21 protein-coding genes, 1 tRNA gene and 4 pseudogenes are annotated in these 19,603 nt (G+C 49.2%); 12 read left to right on the forward strand and 14 right to left on the reverse strand.

The annotated features are described in order from the left end of the window. Positions 1-305: 305 nt before the first annotated feature. A complete protein-coding gene (locus tag JCM14467_RS07490) occupies positions 306-782 on the reverse strand; it encodes a nucleotidyltransferase family protein (protein WP_252901063.1) in 477 nt (158 codons plus the stop codon). 249 nt (positions 783-1,031) lie between these two features. Here JCM14467_RS07490 and JCM14467_RS07495 point away from each other — a divergent pair, with 249 nt between their 5' ends. The 5 genes from JCM14467_RS07495 (at position 1,032) to JCM14467_RS07515 (ending at position 4,477) form a co-directional block, all read left to right on the forward strand. Further along, complete coding sequence (locus tag JCM14467_RS07495; RefSeq protein ID WP_054849681.1) at positions 1,032-1,862, forward strand: hypothetical protein; 831 nt, start codon at positions 1,032-1,034, stop codon at positions 1,860-1,862. Between the two features lie 84 nt (positions 1,863-1,946). After that, positions 1,947-2,174, forward strand: a complete 228-nt coding sequence (locus JCM14467_RS07500; protein ID WP_054849682.1) for a hypothetical protein — start codon at positions 1,947-1,949, stop codon at positions 2,172-2,174. Next, on the forward strand, positions 2,162-3,106 hold the full coding sequence (locus JCM14467_RS07505; RefSeq protein WP_252901064.1) for a hypothetical protein: 945 nt from the start codon (positions 2,162-2,164) through the stop codon (positions 3,104-3,106). The genes JCM14467_RS07500 and JCM14467_RS07505 overlap by 13 nt, the downstream gene beginning before the upstream one ends. A gap of 116 nt (positions 3,107-3,222) precedes the next feature. Next, entirely contained in the window at positions 3,223-3,633 is a 411-nt protein-coding gene (locus tag JCM14467_RS07510) for a hypothetical protein (protein ID WP_054849684.1), read from the forward strand. A gap of 355 nt (positions 3,634-3,988) precedes the next feature. Next, entirely contained in the window at positions 3,989-4,477 is a 489-nt protein-coding gene (locus JCM14467_RS07515) for a hypothetical protein (protein ID WP_054849748.1), read from the forward strand. A 47-nt stretch (positions 4,478-4,524) separates the two neighbouring features. Here the strand turns inward: JCM14467_RS07515 and JCM14467_RS07520 are convergent. Next, positions 4,525-4,623 (reverse strand) — tRNA-Pro (locus tag JCM14467_RS07520). A gap of 151 nt (positions 4,624-4,774) precedes the next feature. On the opposite strand from JCM14467_RS07520, the gene JCM14467_RS07525 reads away from it, so the two are divergent. The 3 genes from JCM14467_RS07525 to JCM14467_RS07535 are packed head-to-tail and all read left to right on the forward strand — an operon-like array spanning position 4,775 to position 6,397. Continuing rightward, entirely contained in the window at positions 4,775-5,509 is a 735-nt protein-coding gene (locus tag JCM14467_RS07525; RefSeq protein ID WP_252901065.1) for a hypothetical protein, read from the forward strand. Beyond that, on the forward strand, positions 5,509-6,036 hold the full coding sequence (locus tag JCM14467_RS07530) for a hypothetical protein (protein WP_252901066.1): 528 nt from the start codon (positions 5,509-5,511) through the stop codon (positions 6,034-6,036). Before JCM14467_RS07525 ends, JCM14467_RS07530 begins: the two co-directional genes overlap by 1 nt. 55 nt (positions 6,037-6,091) lie before the next feature. Then, entirely contained in the window at positions 6,092-6,397 is a 306-nt protein-coding gene (locus JCM14467_RS07535) for a hypothetical protein (RefSeq protein WP_054849687.1), read from the forward strand. A 96-nt stretch (positions 6,398-6,493) separates the two neighbouring features. Here the strand turns inward: JCM14467_RS07535 and ppcA are convergent, their stop codons facing one another. From ppcA to JCM14467_RS07580, 11 genes and pseudogenes are all read right to left on the reverse strand, one after another. Continuing rightward, entirely contained in the window at positions 6,494-8,029 is a 1,536-nt protein-coding gene (ppcA, locus tag JCM14467_RS07540) for a phosphoenolpyruvate carboxylase (protein WP_054849688.1), read from the reverse strand. A gap of 83 nt (positions 8,030-8,112) precedes the next feature. Continuing rightward, positions 8,113-8,388 carry an ACT domain-containing protein gene (locus tag JCM14467_RS16995; protein WP_252901067.1) on the reverse strand — a complete coding sequence of 92 codons (276 nt, stop codon included), beginning with the start codon at positions 8,386-8,388 and terminating at the stop codon, positions 8,113-8,115. 65 nt (positions 8,389-8,453) lie between these two features. After that, on the reverse strand, positions 8,454-9,020 hold the full coding sequence (locus JCM14467_RS17000; RefSeq protein WP_252901068.1) for a prephenate dehydratase domain-containing protein: 567 nt from the start codon (positions 9,018-9,020) through the stop codon (positions 8,454-8,456). 136 nt (positions 9,021-9,156) lie between these two features. Beyond that, positions 9,157-11,279 (reverse strand): annotated as a pseudogene (locus JCM14467_RS07550) (glutamate synthase-related protein). A gap of 190 nt (positions 11,280-11,469) precedes the next feature. Continuing rightward, a complete protein-coding gene (locus tag JCM14467_RS19460; RefSeq protein ID WP_256359231.1) occupies positions 11,470-11,595 on the reverse strand; it encodes a hypothetical protein in 126 nt (41 codons plus the stop codon). After that, entirely contained in the window at positions 11,592-11,876 is a 285-nt protein-coding gene (locus JCM14467_RS07555) for a hypothetical protein (protein ID WP_054849689.1), read from the reverse strand. Before JCM14467_RS07555 ends, JCM14467_RS19460 begins: the two co-directional genes overlap by 4 nt. Further along, on the reverse strand, positions 11,861-12,229 hold the full coding sequence (locus JCM14467_RS07560) for a hypothetical protein (RefSeq protein WP_252901124.1): 369 nt from the start codon (positions 12,227-12,229) through the stop codon (positions 11,861-11,863). Before JCM14467_RS07560 ends, JCM14467_RS07555 begins: the two co-directional genes overlap by 16 nt. Before the next feature lie 80 nt (positions 12,230-12,309). After that, on the reverse strand, positions 12,310-12,837 hold the full coding sequence (locus JCM14467_RS07565) for a hypothetical protein (protein WP_252901071.1): 528 nt from the start codon (positions 12,835-12,837) through the stop codon (positions 12,310-12,312). 29 nt (positions 12,838-12,866) lie between these two features. After that, positions 12,867-13,235: a hypothetical protein gene (locus tag JCM14467_RS07570; protein WP_054849692.1), complete on the reverse strand. Its 369-nt coding sequence runs from the start codon at positions 13,233-13,235 to the stop codon at positions 12,867-12,869. 26 nt (positions 13,236-13,261) lie between these two features. Then, on the reverse strand, positions 13,262-13,450 hold the full coding sequence (locus tag JCM14467_RS07575) for a hypothetical protein (RefSeq protein ID WP_054849693.1): 189 nt from the start codon (positions 13,448-13,450) through the stop codon (positions 13,262-13,264). A gap of 154 nt (positions 13,451-13,604) precedes the next feature. Next, positions 13,605-14,610, reverse strand: a pseudogene (locus tag JCM14467_RS07580) (isocitrate/isopropylmalate dehydrogenase family protein). A gap of 209 nt (positions 14,611-14,819) precedes the next feature. On the opposite strand from JCM14467_RS07580, the gene JCM14467_RS17010 reads away from it, so the two are divergent. Then, the gene (locus tag JCM14467_RS17010) at positions 14,820-15,020 is read left to right on the forward strand and encodes a cupin domain-containing protein (protein WP_252901072.1); all 201 of its coding nucleotides are present in this window, start codon (positions 14,820-14,822) and stop codon (positions 15,018-15,020) included. 80 nt (positions 15,021-15,100) lie between these two features. On the opposite strand, the pseudogene JCM14467_RS20005 reads toward JCM14467_RS17010, so the two are convergent. Next, a pseudogene (locus tag JCM14467_RS20005) lies at positions 15,101-16,047 on the reverse strand (homocitrate synthase/isopropylmalate synthase family protein). Positions 16,048-16,548: 501 nt separating this feature from the next. Here JCM14467_RS20005 and ilvB point away from each other — a divergent pair. The 3 genes and pseudogenes from ilvB (at position 16,549) to ilvC (ending at position 19,491) form a co-directional block, all read left to right on the forward strand. Further along, positions 16,549-18,244: pseudogene (gene ilvB / locus JCM14467_RS07595) on the forward strand (biosynthetic-type acetolactate synthase large subunit). Then, positions 18,228-18,515, forward strand: a complete 288-nt coding sequence (locus JCM14467_RS07600; RefSeq protein ID WP_054849694.1) for an ACT domain-containing protein — start codon at positions 18,228-18,230, stop codon at positions 18,513-18,515. The pseudogene ilvB and the gene JCM14467_RS07600 overlap by 17 nt, the downstream one beginning before the upstream one ends. Continuing rightward, positions 18,508-19,491, forward strand: a complete 984-nt coding sequence (gene ilvC, locus JCM14467_RS07605; protein WP_054849695.1) for a ketol-acid reductoisomerase — start codon at positions 18,508-18,510, stop codon at positions 19,489-19,491. Before JCM14467_RS07600 ends, ilvC begins: the two co-directional genes overlap by 8 nt. Positions 19,492-19,603 lie beyond the last annotated feature (112 nt).

Raw genomic sequence — 19,603 nt, forward strand, 5'->3', positions numbered from 1 at the left:
GCGTTAAACCACGCTCGGGTTCCCCGTAGGTGCTCCTACCATGCTCTGGAGCTAATCTCCTGGCTATTGCGGCAAGCTCACGGGCTAGGTCGGTTAAGTCCCTCGGTAGGTTGTTAATTATTGATTCGAGCTCGCCCGATGGGTCGTGGCTCCAGTTCGGTATTCTGTAAACCGCTATTACAGCCTTGGTGGCGTTCTCTGCAGTTAGTTGGGCGTTGGCTACCGTGCCCCTCCAGTCGCCTCAGTTGAGTGCTTCATTGGCTTCCCTTAGGTAATTAATGGCTAGTTTATACCTATAGTTGACCTCATCGATCGGGTCGTACATCAGTCCTCACCGACTTGATCATTGGCTTTCCGTTGGCCCTCATCCACCCGTACTTCCCATCCCTGGTCCTGTACCTGATTAGGCCTTCGCTCTCAATGAACCTAGTGACTGATTCCTTGAATTGCCTTAGGTCACCGTTTTTATCGCAAATTATTATGCCGTCCCAAGCCATGTTTATCGCCAATGCTGTTAACCTACCCCTGAGTTCGTTCCTTCTCATATCTATTAGTGTTATGTCACGCTTTATGAATCGCTTGAGTACCTCATAGGCCCTTGCCCTGACCTCCAGTCCCCTCAGTGTGTTGAAGAGGATGAGTAGGTCAACGTCACTATCCTCACGGGCTTCGCCCCTGGCCCAACTGCCGAAGAGCATGAGTCCTAGGAATTCATTGCCGAACTCGGCCTCAAGGTCCCTACACGCCATCCTCAGCAGGTTAATTAGCTCATTGATGTCCATGGGTTCTAAGCCAAATTAATTACATTAGATCAGATCCTTATATTAACTTACTCACGGGGTCTCCGTGCAATGCGGTGATTTAAATGAGGATGCTTAAGCCCGTGCTTCGGGCGTATACGTAATGGCGTGGCTGCATTTATTATGCATCATATAATTAATGCCTGGCGTGAGTTGCCCTTTATTCTGCTCGGTTCATTTTATCTGAACACCCGAGGTTCTAAAAAAAAGGTCCGTGGTTTTGCTTAGTTGGTGGGTATGGTCTCCAAGTCAAAGGCGCTGCTAATTGCTGCCGTGGTGGTGATTGCCGTTGTTGTGTTGTTTGTGGTTTGGTATTTCGTGACACTTGAGAGTCTCCGCCCACTGCCGTACGTAATACCTGAGGTCATTAATTACGGCTTCCTGCAGTGTGATAACCGCCTCATAATCATTCCAGGAAACTCGATGGTCATACTCCGCTATCACGTGCATGGTAATGTGACCATTAACGGCGTGGTCATCTACATGGCATTTCCGGCGAGCATAATCAATGAGACCCTGACCGCATTCTCAAAGCTACCAAACCAAAATGATGCATTGATAGTGGGTATTTACGTGAATGGCAGGTTGATCGCGAGCAATAATTACCCAGGACCGATCCTCGGCCTAAAATTCGCATTAAATAATACTGTCGGTCCAATCTCCGCGGCCTACACGGATGATGGCGTAGGCTTCCCAACGATTAAGCTCACACAAAGTGATACCTTGACTGTCGTGATTTACTCTGCCGTGCCATATGCACTGCCCTCCTGTGCGGTGGCCAATGAGGGTGAGGAGGTTAAGCTGATGGTTGAGGAGCACCTAATTGGGTTGATTGGTGTTTACGGTGTGGCCAATGTCACGCCCACGGCTGAGCAACTCTACGAGGAGGGCAGGTACATAACCGAGGAGCCAGTCATATACATAATAAACGTCACAAGCCCAATAAGCCAACTACCGCAGGAATTAACGCCAGGACCACTCGCTGAAGCGAGACCACTAGCCACAGGATACGCGCCATCATTTGCAATGGGGCAATCACTACCACCAAAGAGTAGCGGGTAATGGGTATGGCAGGTATGTTTAAGGGCTGTATTAATCCCTGTCTTTGAGGGTCATGAATAATGCTCGTCCTACTGAATTCGTTTTATGGGCGCATGGGTTATTAGGGTGTCCGTAATTTGGTGTTGGGTTGGTGGTTATGGGTTTTGGATCGCGGTTGTTGGCGCTTGCCTCGTGATCGTGGTCATCATCGTTGTTGCGGCTGCAGCCCTACTCATTACCTACCTGCCTAGGGTCCTCATTAACCATGGGCCCACCGTTGAGGTGAGTGGCGTTACTTATCAGGGTGTTATCAACCGTCATTGGCTGGCTTGAGTGTGTCTATCTATGTTGTTGGCTCGTCAGTGCTTGTGCAGAGGTTGGTTGGTTTGGGTATTAATCAGTCCCTAATTAAATTCGTAACGATTAGCGAACTTCCCAGTCTCCCCAATGGTAGTGTGGTCGTTATTGATTGGTCCTTGATTAGCCCCGGCTTAATCATTAATAGGAGCGGCACTATTTACGTGAATACGAGCTCGGCAAACTTCAGGCTGGTTAGTGGGTTGATTGGTCGTGGGGATTTCCTGATTGTCCATGGTAATGCCAGTGATGTACCGGCCATTGAGCTTGTCTTGACCACTGCCTGGTCTAGGGCGTTTAATACGAGTGTTGCGGCCATGCCCGTGCCCAGGTCCTTGAGTGGGCTTGGTTACGTGGTTGCCTACGGGAACAGCCACGCCCTAATCATAGGGCCGCACTCATTGGGTGTGGCGTTAGGTATAGCGTTAACCATGAAGGAGCCAACAATGGATCCAACTGGTGGGGACCTCTGCATGGAGCTTGCCACATCGATTTTTAATCAACCGTCTAGGATTAGTAGTACTGAGTATGTAATTGCCTATGGTCCGCAGTCCTACGGTGATTCATTTGGAATTTTCATAGTTGATTTCTGTACTGTATGGTCAACAGTGCTCACCAATGACCTTAATGGAGCTTCAGCCGGCTATGCTGAGTTTTACAACTACATTAATTACATACCAAACTTTGATACTCAAATTGAGTACTTAAAGACATTCCAGGACGGTTATGCGTCATACGTGGTTTATGAGTATGGGCTCGGCAAGGTTGGTGAATCACAACTGCCTGGCGACGCCCAATACATAGCAGGGAGCGGTGAAGACTACAAACAGGTTACTGGACAAATACCGCTGGCTTTGAGCCTAGGGGTGTTTCGTGTACACCATCAACGACGTACACAATTAACTTAGCAACTGGTTCCTCAGCAACCTCGTCAAGCATAACGGTTTCAAGCTCCACTAGCCAGACATACTCATGCCAAGAATACACGATATCGGTGTATGGAAATCCTGGTACAGTAACGACGATGAAAATTGGTACAGTTAATCAAACCTGGATATTCACACCACAAGCCACGCAATACGCGGAGGAGGAGCAGGCCTACGGTGTCGAGAGCCAGGGCTACACATACATGGGCCCTGCCTATAATCCACAGCCCACGGCATACACAATACCTGTAGGCGCCTTGGTAATTGTTAATAATACGAGTATTCCATGTAGGTATTACCTGCTCGGTTTCATACCGATTAGTGGTGCTACGGTTGAGTACGTGGCTTACGGCGTTGATTGGGATGTCTGGGTTAATGTGAATGGTTGGGTAGGTGGCTTAACGGGCTTTGGCCCTGGCCTATACGTAAGGCCATCCACGTACGGCCCTGCCCTGAACTCGACAAGTGGCTTCTACCACGTGACCTATTGCCGGGTAGGTTTTGGTTGAGTAAATTGGGTGTGGTTATGTTCGTGATTTATCATTGTTAGGTAGTTTCCTTATCATTGAATGTACTATTTTATAAAGTAAATTATCCTTAGACCTTAATCAGTGCATTGCCCCATGTATGAATTGGTGAATTGACCAATTATTTAAGGATGTTTATGAGTGCGTTTAATTACTCTTCTATCTAGAAGCGCACTGAGTTGATGACTCACTGTCAGTTATGAACTTTATACCGTACCGGGAACTTCCCGGTACCGGGTAGAAATACCTTTTGCGAGTATGCGTGATTAATGCGGTATTCTCTTTGGTTGTGTAGTAATTATTATCAAATAGTTGGTTTTTGAGTGGCGTGATTGTCATGGGTGGGTTTAGGGAGGAGTTTGGTGGTATTGCTAGGTTGATTGGTTTGGCGTTGATTGTGCAGGTTATTTCCATGGTTATTGGCGTAACTGCCCTTTACCTGATGCATTATTTGATTATTTATGTGCCGTTAATGGCGTTGTCGATGATCCTCCTGTCGATAGCGTTGATGATCCTGCTTAGGGTTCTCGGTAGGGTTAAGGAGCTTTACTTAACGAGGATTAGGGATGCGGTGCATGGTCATAGGACTGCCTTTGATGTGGATAGGGAGAGTAGGGAGTTGTGGATCGATGCGCGGCCCTTGGTAATCACCCTGCTCATTATTGTTGCCGCATCGCTATGCCTATGGTTGTACCTACTGGTTAAGTCGTTAAGCCTAGTGTTGCCTTATAATTTATTAATGTGGGCTGACCTCGCCGTGTTGATGATGCTTTCGTTAGTGGAGGTTTACGTGATTGCCAGGTTAGATTGTGCAGTGTGGATTTAGGGGATGTGAGGTTGTTGCGTAACCATCCTAGGTTGGGATTGAGGATTTGGTGGGGCCGCCGGGATTCGAACCCGGGATCACTCGGGCTCGCGTCCGTTGTCGTGGATCCCGAGCCGAGCATCCTAGCCAGGCTAGACTACGGCCCCAATAACACCTAATCCATGGTGAGTTTTAAACTTTTCATTCACGGCGATCTTGCCATCCTCTACGTGGCCCGTAGATCAATTTCGTAGATAGAATATAGTGGCTATGCAAGAATTCTTTTAAGGTCATAAGTAGTGTTTTGAGTTAGTGATTATGGCTTCGAGACCTAAGTGGTCACTCATTGCATCGGTGGTGGCCCTTATAATTTTAGATGCATTACTTATTGCGGCGGTTCTAAGCCCCTCGGTGATGTCCTCGGCGTCGTCCTTAATGGTTAAGGGCACCAATATGTTAAGTGGTGCGTTGAATACTGTGTTAAATATTGCCTATAGGCTTGGGCTTATGAAGCGTGTAGTCGCCAGGTTATCACCAATGCCCACAAAGCCGCAGCCACTTGCGCTACCCGCCACCGCCTATGTAGTTGGTCCTGGCCAATTCATTAGTGGGTTGGTTAGTGCTGGTGCTCCTGAGTCCATGATTAAGCCAATAACCCTTGGCGACCTAGCCTCTGTGCCTAATGACTCGATTATAATCATTGATTGGGACTACGTAAATGAGACAATGCATGTGAACATAAACCAACTGGCCAAGCTATTGGGGAATGTGATTAGCCGTGGTGACCTGCTAATCCTCTACGCAGAAAGCCCGAGGTGGGTCCTGCCGCTTGAGGATGCGGTAGCCGTGGCCTGGGGTAATTATTTCCACAGTATCGTGATTGGTTACCCAGTGGTGGCTGTGAACGCATCAACGTACCTGGTCGCCTTCGGAGGGAGGAATTACCTGGTCGTGAACCCGGTGCAGGTTGGTTATGATTACACGGCGGCAATAAATGAATTGATGAGGTATTGGTTAGTCGTCGGTGAGGTGCGGTTGGTAGTGCGTATTTAATGAGCCCAGGCTCAACAGTGACGCTGTACGACCAGGATGCATGCCCCATAGTGCTGGAGCAGGTAAAGGCCTATAACCTAAGTGAGTGGGTCTTCACGACGGGGCCTACGCCGGAGTATGGTAACCTAACTGGTGATGAGTACGTATATGATTACTGCATAACCGGTATCTACCCATCAGCTAGAATCGTGACCTCATCTATTCCTGTTGAGTACCTGGGCTTCAATAATTTGGAGGCTGGGAGTAGTGGTGGTGATTGGGTTGATTACGTGGTTGGTGTTAACATGACCACCGCATACCACATAGACCAGGAGAGAGGCTATAACTCGTACATGGCATGGGTCCTGGGTGGTGGTGCACAGCCTTATAGTACTAGTTGTAAATGGTTTATGTTATCCGCACCTCAGATGTCTGTATTAATTGGTCAGGAGGTCCTGCAATTAATTTATTATGCGAAATCAATGCTCAACTCTACGAGCAGTATACTCATTGGCTCCATCGTTAATAATTACAAGCCCTGGACCTGAGGGGGCCGCGAACCTCATTTGGTCCATAGGCGTTAAGAACCAGAACTGGTTCTGCATGCCTGTCCCGACACAAGCTGGTTATGAGTACCCAGTGGGCTTTGGCGTGACCGACGCGCAGGGCGCGTGGTACTTAAATCCGAGTAGGGTGAATACGGCGGCGTCGCCAGTACTCTACGGCGAAGGCACCATATGCTACCCACCAACCAGCGGTTACATAGTTGAGGATTTCTTTAGTGAGGTCTACTTCATCATCCAATACAACCCAAGCGCCACCTACACCATTAACCCGCAGAGCTACGAACCTGGCCCTGGCACTTACATAACCAACCTATACTCACCCACGTGCCCCAATTATTCATGACCGTGAAACTAAAGGTAATGATCATATGCACTCACCATTAATCACCATTTTAGTTAAGTGGTTGATGGCGTGGCAGAGCCCTAGCGAATAAGTGTCTCAACCTATTGAGCGCCTTATGATCGCCATCTCCGTCATGTACCTGGCCGCGTCATCCTTCCTACCCTCGACCAGCGAGTTAATGAGCAGTTGGGCGAGTAACTCGTGCTTCCTACTCTCATAATCACTGGGCCCTGCCCTAATGCCTAACTCCTCAATTGCCTTAACATCCCTCCTAACCATGTCAATGACCTCCCCACCGACCCCAAAGACCTTGCTGAACCTGGTGATCATGTCTAGGCATTCGTGACACACGTACTTGGCTGCCGCCTCCAGGTCGTGCCTCATGTTTATGTAGGTCTCACTCAATGCCGTGTACTCCCTGTCACTTAATTCGTTAATGACCGAGGCGCCCAGGATCTCCGGCGGTATTCCGAGGGAGTAGAGCGTGGCCACGAAGGTTATTGCCCTGGGCAGGACGACACCCCTAAAGCCCCTGCTATAGCCGAAGAGGCCTATGTGGAGTTTCCTGGCCCTCCTCCTCGGCACGTAGTTGGAGACTAGGTTAATTGCGTTTGCTAATCCCTCGATCTCCCTCTGGTAATGATCCACGTACCTGCCTATCACGCCCATGAGTAGTTCATGGTCCTGGATCGGGCATTCAGTGCTTGGTGACCTATTGTTTAGCCTTGCCACGGCGTTGATCACTTCATTCTCTGGGTAATCATACCTGAAGGCTGATTGCACGGTGAAGGTGCGTACGCATGGGTATTCCTTAACGACGTTGTCCACGTTGTATGGCGTTAGGTGTCCCCTGAATGGTGTTGGGCCGACACCAATTATTGGGTAGACCTCTAGCTCAAGTTCCCTGCCCAGGTTTAGCGCTTTGCTAAGGGCTATCTTTGCCATTAGTACTGCGGGTATTAGCCCGTAATTCATGGCTGGGTCTGACCTGGCTATGAAAACCCTGAGGTATTTCGGCCTAATGGCTTTCCAATAACCAATGATTATCCTGCTTATGCCCAGCATCGAGTTTAGGTCCTCAATGAGTGGTATTACGTCTATCGTGCTCGGCCTAACACTGCCAAGGACATCCATGACCCTGACGCCAGGTAATAACTCTAGGAATGCCTTACCTGCGACGACCCTCTCGTAGTACCTATAGGTGAATATTAACTCCTCGGCCCTGGAGGTTAGTGGTAGTATTACCTGGAAAACCCCGTTTATGTTGTCATCACCATAGAACTCCCTGGCAATGTCATAAGCCGTGGGTATCAACTCCAGGGCCTGGGAGAACAACTTTCTCTCTGCGGTCTCAGCCCAGGGGTTGGGCAACCTGAGCGTTAGATAAATGTCCCTACCAATCACGTGATCCCTAAAGTACTCGGGATACCTGGTGAGTAGTTTCCTAATTACGTAAATATCAACGTCCTTACCCTCGAAATCCCACATAACCTCCCGACAGCCATAGAGGCTGTATGCTAGGTATGCCTCGTGAACCTCATCATCGCCCTGGATCACCTCGTCCCTGGACCACGTGGGTACCCTGGCATTGTCTGGGTGTTGGGTGCACATGGTCGTTGGTACGTGATCCATGATTGAGTATATGGTAAATAGGGGCTTAATAAGTTATACTTATTTTATATAAATTCGACTGATACATATATAGGATTCGTCAGTTAATAAAGCCGTGCAATTGAATAACTACCTAGTACCTTTACGTACGTTGCCACCCCACGCAATTCATTGAATGCCCTTAAGCAGGTTTCATCGCTTAATTGGCACTCGGTCTCTAGTAGGAAGTCGTAGCCCCAGGGACTGCCCCTATTCGGCCTTGAGTATATCATTGACAGGTTTATCCCCAACTCTGCGAAGGGCCTTAGGGCGTTGAATAGGGAGCCTGGCCTGTTGGGTACTGAGAATATGGCCATCGTCCTATCCCCGGACCTGCCCATGTGCCTGGTTATCACCAGGAACCTTGTGTAGTTTGGGTTATCCTCAATACCACAGATGATTGGCTTTAAGCATAGAGCTCCGCACCAGCCCTGGAGGCTATGGCCGCCCTATGCCCGTGGCCCACCACCATCCTCAGGGCTTCAGAGGTTGATTGTGTGTAGTTTATTGATACGTTCAACTTCGATATGAAGTTCATGGCCTCATTAATGGCGTGTGGGTGTGAGTAGACCTCCCTGATGTCCTCGATAGTGGCGCCATCATTTACCGCTAGGCATAGTGTGACCCTATAGTCAACTGCGTAATTAACATGGACGTCCCACCTGAGTAGTGACTCCATGGACTCACCAACTACACCCGCCTGGTTATTCTCGATGGGTATTACGCCGAAGCCATACTCACCCTGGTAAACACCCTTAACAACCTCACTAATTGACTTAAGCGGTATGAGGAGTGCCCTGCCGAATAATTGAAGTGCAACCTCATGGCTGTAACTACCCTCAGGGCCCAGGTAAGCAACCCTCTCATTGCCCATTAATACCTCATTCACGAACCTGAGGATGAGTGGTTCATGTATTGACTGCATGATGTCCGTAACCCTCAAACCACCATACCTAGTCAGTAAATCCCTCAACCTACCCAGCTCCTTCTCAGCACTGGTTATTGCGTTTATTAACTCTGAAATTCCTGGTTGTTCACGTTATTTAGGACCATCTACAGTTTATAAATATTACCATAACGCAAACTACCTAGTATATTTTTAGCGTAAATCACCTATAGAGTACGTCCTCACCTGCAAGCTTCACCGTAAGCATGTCCCCAACCCTACCACTTAATGCCCTAAGGAGTTCCCTATTGCCAATAATAGATTGTAATGAGTATATGCCCGCAGCACCGAGTAGTTGGGCTATCTCCCTCCTAATGCCCGTCAGAAACCTCATTAGCCTAAGCCTAAAGTCCTCAATACCCGTGTAACCATGCATCGCCCTCTCCACGAAGTCGCTGATTATCACGCGTCCGCGCCAAGGGCTATTAACTTAACAATGTCCCCACTGCTTCTGACGCTGGGCATGTCAATTATTATGTCGAAATCATCCCTAACACCCCTCCTCCTTAACTCCACGTCAAGCCTAACCAGGTGAGTCTCAGGGTAATCATCATTGACCCCCAGTATGATGCCATTAACCCAATCATTACTCCTCAATAATGCACTAACCAAGTCACTAATCTCGCCAGCACTCGATACCCTTATGTACGTGGGTACATCGAGGTCGGGCTTAGAAACCCCGAAATGCGTCACCACGAGCACGCCAAGCCCATCCACATACCTGTCCCACATCACCCTCACTAGGTGTTTCTCATCCACTATGTCCAGCCCCTCGAGGTCTATCATTACCGAGTTTGCCCTAGCAATGAATTTAGCAGCCCTTATTAATGCGTCGTTCCAGGTCCTCGGTGGCTTAATGATTACCGGCATTGATAGCCAAAGCCTACCCCTGGCCAGAGTCGTTGATACGTCTATGTCCTCCCTATATGGGTCTATGGCGGGCTTCGTCACCTGGGCACCGTCAAATCTCAACCAATCAATTAACCTCTTTGGTGGCTCGACCTCGGGAGGCCCTGTGCTACCCATGCTGACTATGACAACGTCGCCAGTCCTCACGAGTTGCGTGGCGTATATTGAGTAATCGGGCGTCCAGACACTGCCCTGGACAGCGAGCTGGTCATTACCTGTCTCACACTCAACATCCTTAATGCCCAGCACCCTTGCCGTGACCTCATCGATACAGCGGCCCTTGAGTAGGTCCCTCCTCCCAACGAGCTTCCTGACGTCATCAATGCCGAGGTGGTCGAGTATTAGCCTTAGCTCCTCCATGAAGGCGACGAGGAAGTTCCTGGAGGACCTCAGGGCGAAGTCATGATCCACAATCACTGATTCATCGGCTATCTTACTCGTTATCCCAGCTGGGCAGTTGCCCCTGTGGCATGTCCTAGCCATTGCGCAGCCCATGGAGATGAGCAAGGCCGTGCCTAGGGAGACTGCGTCGGCCCCGAGGGCCAGGAGCTTGGCGGCGTCGTCGGCCGTGGACACCCTGCCAGCCGCTATCAACGTGACCCTATCCCTAAGGCCCTCCTCCCTAAGCATCTTGTCGGCCGAGGCTATTGCCAACTCAATGGGTATGCCAATGTTGTCCCTAACCACGAGTGGTGTTGCCCCCGTGCCTGCGCCGTGGCCGTCAATTATTATCCCATCAGCCCCCATCCTGGCTATGCCGGTCACTATGTATGGTACGTAGTTCGTGGCCGCCACCTTAACGAAGACGGGCTTCCCAGTGGCCTCCTTCAGCGCATCAATCCTCTGCTTCAGGTCCTCGATGGAGTATATGTCGTGGTGGGGTGCCGGTGATAACGCATCAACGCCCACTGGTATCCTCCTGACCTGGGATATCACCTGGGTTACCTTCGAGCCCGGCAAATGCCCTCCAATGCCTGGCTTGGCGCCCTGCCCAATCTTAATGACCACGCCCATGCCAGCCATCAGGGTGTTTATGTCGACCCCAAACCTCGCCGAGGCCCACTGAACGAATATCCTCCTATGCCTAGCAACCTCGGGATGCAGTCCACCCTCGCCTGTGCCGCTTATGAGCATTAACTCATCAGCCAACTCAGCCTCCACTATGTTCGGCACGCCGGCCAAAGCCCCAAAGGACATGTCGGCCAGGTATATCGGTGCAGAGACCTCGATACCGCCTATGTACGAGGTAAGGCTAGCCGCACCCTTCTCACTGCCTGAGAGCTTTATCTCGTTAATGCCGAAACCAACATTATCGAGGATCCTAAACCTCCTAACGCCTCTCCTAAATATTCTAACGGGCTTACCATACCTAGCCATTTCCCTAATCTCATCAATAACCTCGCCATACCAGAAGTCACTCGTGGGTCCCTTAACCGTTGACCTAATGAAGTCCCTAATCACCTGCCTAGGCCTTATATTGATTACATATTTCATTCGAGATATAATAGGTTAATTATTTATAAGCATTATCATTATCTATAGTATATATTGTTCAATCATTAAGTTATTACTCGGCTGTTACCACGGTATACTTAGAGCTAAGTAAATAATTAATTACTGAGTCACTTATATTGAATTCATGAGCAAATCTACGTAGTATGGGTTCTAACTCCCTAACTTCATCCTCACTCAACTCCCTATACTCAACCCTATTCCTCCTAACATGCTCCGAGTGGTTAGTACGTTGAGCAGCTTATCAATCTCGTCTTGCCCCAGGCCCTCATCCCTAGCGGCTTCAAGGAGTTCCTTAAGCTCGGTGTTGGATATGGTTAAACCAACCCTGTTCTCGAGAACCTTACCTCTGATGTATATCCTGCCACCAACCATGCCACTGCCCACGTGCTTACCGACCAATTGGACATTACATTTATTTAATGAGTCAATGCCCAAGACCATTATTACACCGCCAGCCATGTACTCGCCCAGGTAATCATCAACCTACCGCCAATTATTAAGTACGGCCTCCTATCGCGGTACTCACGCATTTGTATACCGACCCTATTGCCGGCGTTGCCTCTAACGAAGACCTCACCACCCTGTAATGCCTGGCCGAGCACATCCCTGGCATCGCCGTGTATCACCACCCTGCCTCCATGCATTGTGTCAGCCACATCATCCTGGGCATTACCGTAAACCACGAACTCAACACCATTGTTTAGGTTGGCCAGGGAGTTGCCTGGCGTGCCGTATATCTCAACCCTAACGTCCCTGATCCCATGCCTCGGTAGGTTAACGCCTATGAACCTCTGACCCCTGACATTAATCACCCTAACAATCCTCTCCCCACTCAGTATCCTCCTTAGTATCTCTTCATTCAACTCCTTATAATCAAGGCCCTCAGCATTTATTACATCCTTACCGACATAAGTTGGGAAGGACCTATGCGGGAAGAAGACCTCAACCTCCTCCCTAGCCCTACCCCACGAAACAATGCCACGCCTAAACGAGGCGATGAAGTAACCACCTGGCTCCAGGTCCATACCCTGGCGTCTGGTGAAACTGCCCTGATAGCAGCCTCCTCACTTGCTACGTAGTAATAATTATCATCCATCCCAATAACCAGTGGCCTAAGCTTGAACCTATCGGCCATGGCAATTAGGTAAACATCGCCGTTGTAGTATACACCCATGACTATTGCGAATGGGCCATCGAGCATCGCCCACCTAAACCGCCTAATTAACCGCAGCGACTCGCCATCACCTGCGTACTTGGGGGATTCCCCAATCAATACCCTAACCGCATCCTCAATGCCAAGCCCATGTGCATGCAATAGGTAATTCATTAGGTATGCCACGATCTCGCTGTCCGTGCCGACAAATGAGGCAAGACCGTAGCCGTGGTATAGGGCATTCACGTGACTTCCATAACTACTCAACTCACCGTTGTGGACTATGGCTATGTCATTTACCGAGAATGGGTGCGACCAATAGGCAGGTAACCAGGTGAATTAGTTGGGAACCTGGTGTGGGCTATCCATAAATCGGCGCTGTACTTATCGACCTCGTACGTCGACGCTATATCGCCCGGGTAACCAACGCCCTTAAACACATTGACGTGCTCACCCCAGTAATAGACCCTGCCGTTCCTATCCTCCCACAGTAGGTCATTGATTGAGTTAATGACCTCGGTGACCCTGGAATTAGGTGTATTATCATTTAGTACCCTGACTTCAAGGTCCACCATAGGCCCAAGCTTATTCCTAACCCTAACATCTACCTGCCCAAGGCCGTTATCTCTCATTAACGACTCAATAATATCCACGGCATCCTTCATGAAACCCTCCCTACGAAAACCCCATCCTAAGTCCCATGTTCATGATTAAGCAAGGCGAACCCCGAACCAAGCCCAGCACCCCTGTACCTAATTGTCTCCATGGCCTTAACAACCAGATCACCACTTACCTTATCCGAATCATTACCACGTCTCATTACACCGAAGATTCCGCAGTCCGCCGGGTATTTAATGAGGGGTCTCATGTATATTGTCAATAAATAAACTTATGTAAAGAATATTTAAGCTTTATATTCCATAGACAATGATGTAAATAAGCCATTGCTTCTCCACGGGAAATTATATATTAAATATTACCGTAAGACCACAAACACCACATTCAATAAATTTCTATTTATTACGTAGTATTAACTAAATTAATTTAATTATTGCCAAGGTAAAGGATTCCGTGGTATAACTGCCGCCTAGGTCAGGCGTATGTATGCCCTGACTTAGGGCGTTGATAACGGCGTTATCAATGGCAATGCCCGCAGTCACATAGTTACTACTCCCAGTCTTCTCACCATACCACCTGAGCATCCATGCTGCGCTCAGTATCATCGCTGTTGGGTTTGCAATACCCTTACCAGCTATGTCAAAGCTGCGCCGTGTATTGGCTCGAATAATGCCTTCTCATCACCCATGTTTGCTGATGGCGCGAGCCCTATGCTGCCGGTTACGTAGGCCGCCAAATCACTTAGTATGTCGCCGTATAGGTTCGTGGTAACTATTACGTCGAATTCCTGGGGTCTCCTGACGAGGTCCATAACGGCAGCATCTATGTACATTTCATTAACAGTTACGCCTGGGTACTCCCTGGCGACAGCCTTAACCACGTCCCTGAATAGACCGTCAGATACCGTGAGTACGTTTGCCTTGTGGACTATCGTTACCCTCCCACGCCTTGACCTGGCCATGTTCAAGGCTACCCTGGCAATTCGCTCACTAGCCCTCCTGGTAATTACCCTAAGGGCTATTGCGGTGTCGCTATTTAGCATGTACTCAGCCCTGACATACACGTCCTCGGTATTCTCACGGACGATTACGAGGTCCACGCCATCCCTAACAGCCTTAACCCCTGGGTAATTCCTGGCAGGCCTAATGTTCGCGTATAGGTCGAGACCCCTCCTCAACTTAACAACAACCTCACCCGCACTCTCACCCACGGGTCCCTTTAATATTGCGTCAGAGCCCTCTATAACCCGCCAATACCTGCCGGGCAACGCCTCGCCGTATTTCCTCAATGCATCATCCCAGCCTCGACATACTCGAACTCAATGTTCAGGCCGAACTTCGTGGCAGCTGCCTTAAGGACCTCTAGTGCCGCCCTCGTGACCTCAGGTCCTATTCCATCACCCTCAATTACGGCTACCCTCATTGAGCATTAATTACATAGCCTATTTTTATGCATTAGCAGGGCTATAGAGGTTATAATAATGACTTAAATACTCCCTGCCAACCACCCTTATTAATGGCACTACTCAAGTATGGGCTGGTGATTGGGAGAGACTTGGGGAGTTAATTTATAGGAAGCACCTACATGGGTCCAGGGTAACGGTTGCTCAATTCAAGTTATTAAAGGGCTCCGTGGTTAAGCCCCATGCGCATGTTCATGAGCAGGTATCCATAGTGGTTATGGGCAGGCTTAAGTTCGTTGTTGATAATGAAACCTACATAGCCGAGCCAGGCGATGTTGTCCATATACCACCCAATACCACACACAGCGTTGAAGCCCTGGAGGACTCGCTTGTCATTGATGTATACTCGCCTGTCAGGATGATTGGTTAAGAGGTGAGGATAAATACTTAAGGGAGTGATAGTGTGACGCGATTTAATTAACGAATTAAAATTATACTACTAATAATAAGTCACTCAAAACCGCCACTGGTTATGACCTCCATAACTATGCGCCTAATATCCTCCTCGGAAACCCTAACGCCAATATCGCCCAATTCCTTAATTTTCTTGAGGACTGCATTTACGATATCGTCACGTGGCTCAATGCCCATGTACCTGAGCACATATACTATCGAGTGCTTACCACTGTGCTTCCCAACCACAATCCTCCTACTCATGCCCACGGTCCCTGGGTCAATGGCTCGTAAGTTATTGGGTTGGACAGGACTCCATGCACGTGGATTCCCGACTCATGCGAGAAGGCGTTGGCTCCGACAATGGCCTTGTTAGGTGGCACGGGTATTCCGAAGAGCTTGGAGACCAGGTCCGAAACCTCCTTAATCCTCCCGAACCTAATACCCACATCATAATTAAGCAGGAACTTCACCGCAGCTGCAATCTCCTCAAGCGCCGCGTTACCCGCCCTCTCACCAACGCCATTTATCGTCCCATGAGCCTGATCCGCACCAGCCTCTATTGCGGCCACGCTGTTGGCCACAGCCATCCCAAAGTCGTCATGGCAATGCACACTCAGTAGGTAGTTGCCCCTGACATTCTCCTTAACGAACTTCACCAGCCACGCCATCTTACTCGGCCACATGACACCGACGGTATCGGCTATGTCTAGCCTATCAGCACCGGCATTAACGATTTCCTGGAAGACCTTAACGAGGAAATCTGGGTCACTCCTGGTGGCGTCCTCGGCACTGAACTCCACAGTTAACCCGTGGGATTTTGCGTAACTAACGGCATTCACGGCAGCGTCCAGGACTTCCTCCCTACTCATCCTTAGTTTATACTTCATGTGTATGTCCGAGGTGGCTATGAATATGTGAATGGCGTCGGCATCCGCATCAATGACCTTGTCAATGTCCTCCCTCCTTGTCCTGGCTAGGGCAATTACCTCGGAATTACTCACCTCCTTCGCAATGGCCTTAACAGCCTGAACTCACCATCACTGACCACTGGGAAGCCAGCCTCTATAGAGTCAACACCCAACTCCTCGAGCTTCAACGCAATTAGCAACTTATCCTCAGGCTTGAGGCAACGCCAGGTGTTTGCTCACCATCCCTAAGTGTGGTATCTAATAACCTTACGTACCTCCTACCCGAGACCCCAACTACGTCTCCCTGAGCAATCTAACCCACCGTACTTTTGGGAAAAATACTTTATTTAAGTATTTCCCTAGGATATAAAGCATCCGTAAATCAATGAGCATCCACATTATACTAGTTATATGGCGGAAAAACTTAAATATTTTATAAATTGACCTATATCTGATGAGGTGCTTTATTCTTTACGTATGATGGGGACAAAAATGGCATGTTGAACCCGCGGTTAAATGAGACTGTGGCGAGGTCTGAGGTGATTACGTTGGGTGATGGTAATGCCTAGGGCTGTTGATTTGCTAGTTAGGGAGATGGAGGGCATGGGTGTTAGGGAGGTCTTTGGGATTATTGGTGGGCAGATAATGCCGTTCTTCGATGCGTTATATAATTCTAATATTAAGGTTTATATGTTTAGGCACGAGCAGGGCGCAATACATGCGGCTGACGCCTATGGCCGTGTAATGAAAAGACCCATGACCGTTGTCGTCACCTCAGGCCCTGGCGCCACTAATTTGCTGACTGGGCTTGCGAATGCGATGATGGACTCATCACCATTGATTGCAATAACGGGTCAAGTTCCAACCATGTTCTTCGGTAGGGATGCGTTTCAGGAGACTGACATAGTGGGTGCAACTATGCCGGTGACTAAGCATACATTCATGGTTAGGAAACCGGAGGATCTAATACCTGCCTACAAGGCTGCCCATGAGATAGCCGTGGATGGTAGGCCTGGCCCGTGCTCATAGACCTGCCTAGGGATGTGCAGTTAATGGATGTTGACCCATCAATAGTTAGTAAGAGGACCATTAGGATAGCCAGGAAGCCAGTACCAGAGCCCGACCCATCAATGGTTGCCTACGCACTTAAGCTGCTCCTAAATGCCGAGAGACCCGTGATGCTTATTGGCGGCGGTGTCTGTTGGAGTGGTGCCACGAATGAGGTATTAACCCTGGCCGAGTTGATCGGCATGCCCATAGTCACGACACTCCCAGGCAAGAATTGTGTGCCGAGTAATCACCCACTGGTAATGGGCCATCGGGAATGCACGGTAGGCTTGAGGCTGATGCGGCGATTATAAATGCGGACGTAATACTCGCCGTGGGGACGAGGTTCAGTGATAGGACTGTGGGCAACTTCAACGAGTTTAGGAGGGGTAGGAGGGTGATTCACATAGACATTGATAGGAGTGAGATTGGTAAGAACGTTAAGCCTGAGGTGGGCATTGTCGGTGATGCTAAGGTCGTGTTATCAATGATGATTAAGCTCGTGCCCAAGGCATTGGAGAGGAGGCATGAGGCGTTCATTAGGTGGTTGAGGAGTATCAAGGAGAGTTATGAGGAGTATAGGAGGAGGGTTGACATCAATGGGTTTGCGCCATGGAAGGTGCTGAAGGTGCTTAGGGAGGTCATGCCGCCACACTCAATAACCACCACGGGCGTTGGTAGTCATCAAATGTGGTGTGAACTGCATTGGGACGTTTACGTACCCGGCACATTCATAACCAGCGCTGGCCTGGGCACGATGGGCTTTGGCCTACCTGCAGCCTTAGGCGCTAAGATCGCTAGGCCCGATGTGCCTGTCCTGGACATTGATGGTGATGGTTCATTCCAAATGACAATGCAAAACCTAGCCCTAGTCCGTGAGTATAACCTACCCGTTATAGTGGCTATATTCGACAACTCCACACTAATGCTCGTTAGGCATTGGCAGGTGATGCTGTATAGCAGGAGGATAATTGCCGTGGACTTCGGCGTGAACCCCGACTTCATGAAGATAGCTGAGGCCTATGGAATAGAGGGTGTTAGGCCGAGTAACTATGATGAGTTGAGGAGTGCCATTGCCAGGGCTATTAGGAATAATGAGGCGTTGATCGTGGATATAACTATTGATAAGGAGAGAGACTTCGTACTACCCTTCGTGCCGTCAGGTAAGTGGCTTGAGGAGGTAATACTACCCGAGGGCTTTAAGGTTGACCTGAGGTATCCGGGTGATGGTTATGGAGGGTGATTACTCGATAGAAGTTGTGATGAGTAATGAGGTTAACCCGCTGGACGCGGTGGTTAGGGCTATGAACATTATTAGGAGGGGTAAGGTGACTGTTAAGCACATCATAATTGACATGAACGATTCGGTGATCAAGGCCTTGATCAGGGTTAGGGGTGAGGAGGATGAGGTTAGGTGGGTTTGTAATAAGCTTGATAAACTCTACGATATAGTAAATGTTAAATATATGCCGGAAGAAGTACACGTGAATAAGGTGGTGATTAGTAATGGCTAGGATATACAAAGACAATGATGCGGACCTATCGGTAATTAAGGGTAAGGTGGTTGCGGTACTGGGCTATGGGATTCAGGGCAGGGCGTGGGCCCTTAACATGAGGGATAGTGGCGTTAAGGTAATAGTTGGTGTGAGGCCGGGTAAGAGCTTTGACCTGGCTAGGCAGGAGGGCTTTGAGGTATACTCCGTGGGCGATGCCGTTAAGAGGGCCGACATAATAGCCGTATTACTCCCCGACATGGTTCAGCCAAGTGTTTGGGAGAGCGAGATAGCGCCTAACCTTAGGCGTGGGATGACCGTGGTCTTTGCCCACGGCTTCAATATTAGGTTCGGCCTAATTAAGCCTCCGAGCGATGTGGACGTGGTCTTAATAGCACCCAAGGCGCCTGGTAAAGCCGTTAGGGATGAGTTCGTGAGGGGTTGGGGAGTGCCGGCGCTGGTGGCTGTTCACCAGGATTTCACGGGCAGTGCCCTAAGGACCGCGTTGGCCATTGCCAAGGCCAATGGATTCACTAGGGTGGGTGTCATAGAGACGACATTCGCCGAGGAGACCGAGACAGACCTAATAGGTGAGCAGAACGTGCTCGTAGGCGGATTACTGCAGTTGCTTAGGTACGGCTTTGAGGTTATGGTGGAGCTTGGTTACCAACCCGAGGTTGCTTACTTCGAGGCTATCAATGAGGCTAAATTAATCATGGACCTAATATGGGAAAGGGGCCTAACCGGTATGCTGCTTGGTGTTAGTGAGACGGCTAGGTACGGAGGATTGACCGTGGGTCCCTACGTGATTAATGAGGACGTTAAGAGGAGGATGAAGGAAGCTGCTGAGAGGGTTAGGAGAGGTGAGTTCGCTAAGGAGTGGGTTGCCGAATACCAGAGGGGTGCGCCGAGGCTTAGGGAGCTGCTTGAGCAGGTTAGGGAGAGCCAGGTTGAGAAGGTTGGTGAATTCCTAAGGCAGCTTATGAGGAGTAAGTAGTAACGTGATCCGAGCATAGTTAATATAAGCCTTCATATATAAAATTGATATAAATAAGCAATAAGTAAAAAGATTATAATTAGTAAATAGAATAAGTATTAATTCTCACTGT

The sequence above is a fragment of the Vulcanisaeta sp. JCM 14467 genome, from assembly GCF_001316245.1.
GTDB lineage: Archaea > Thermoproteota > Thermoprotei > Thermoproteales > Thermocladiaceae > Vulcanisaeta.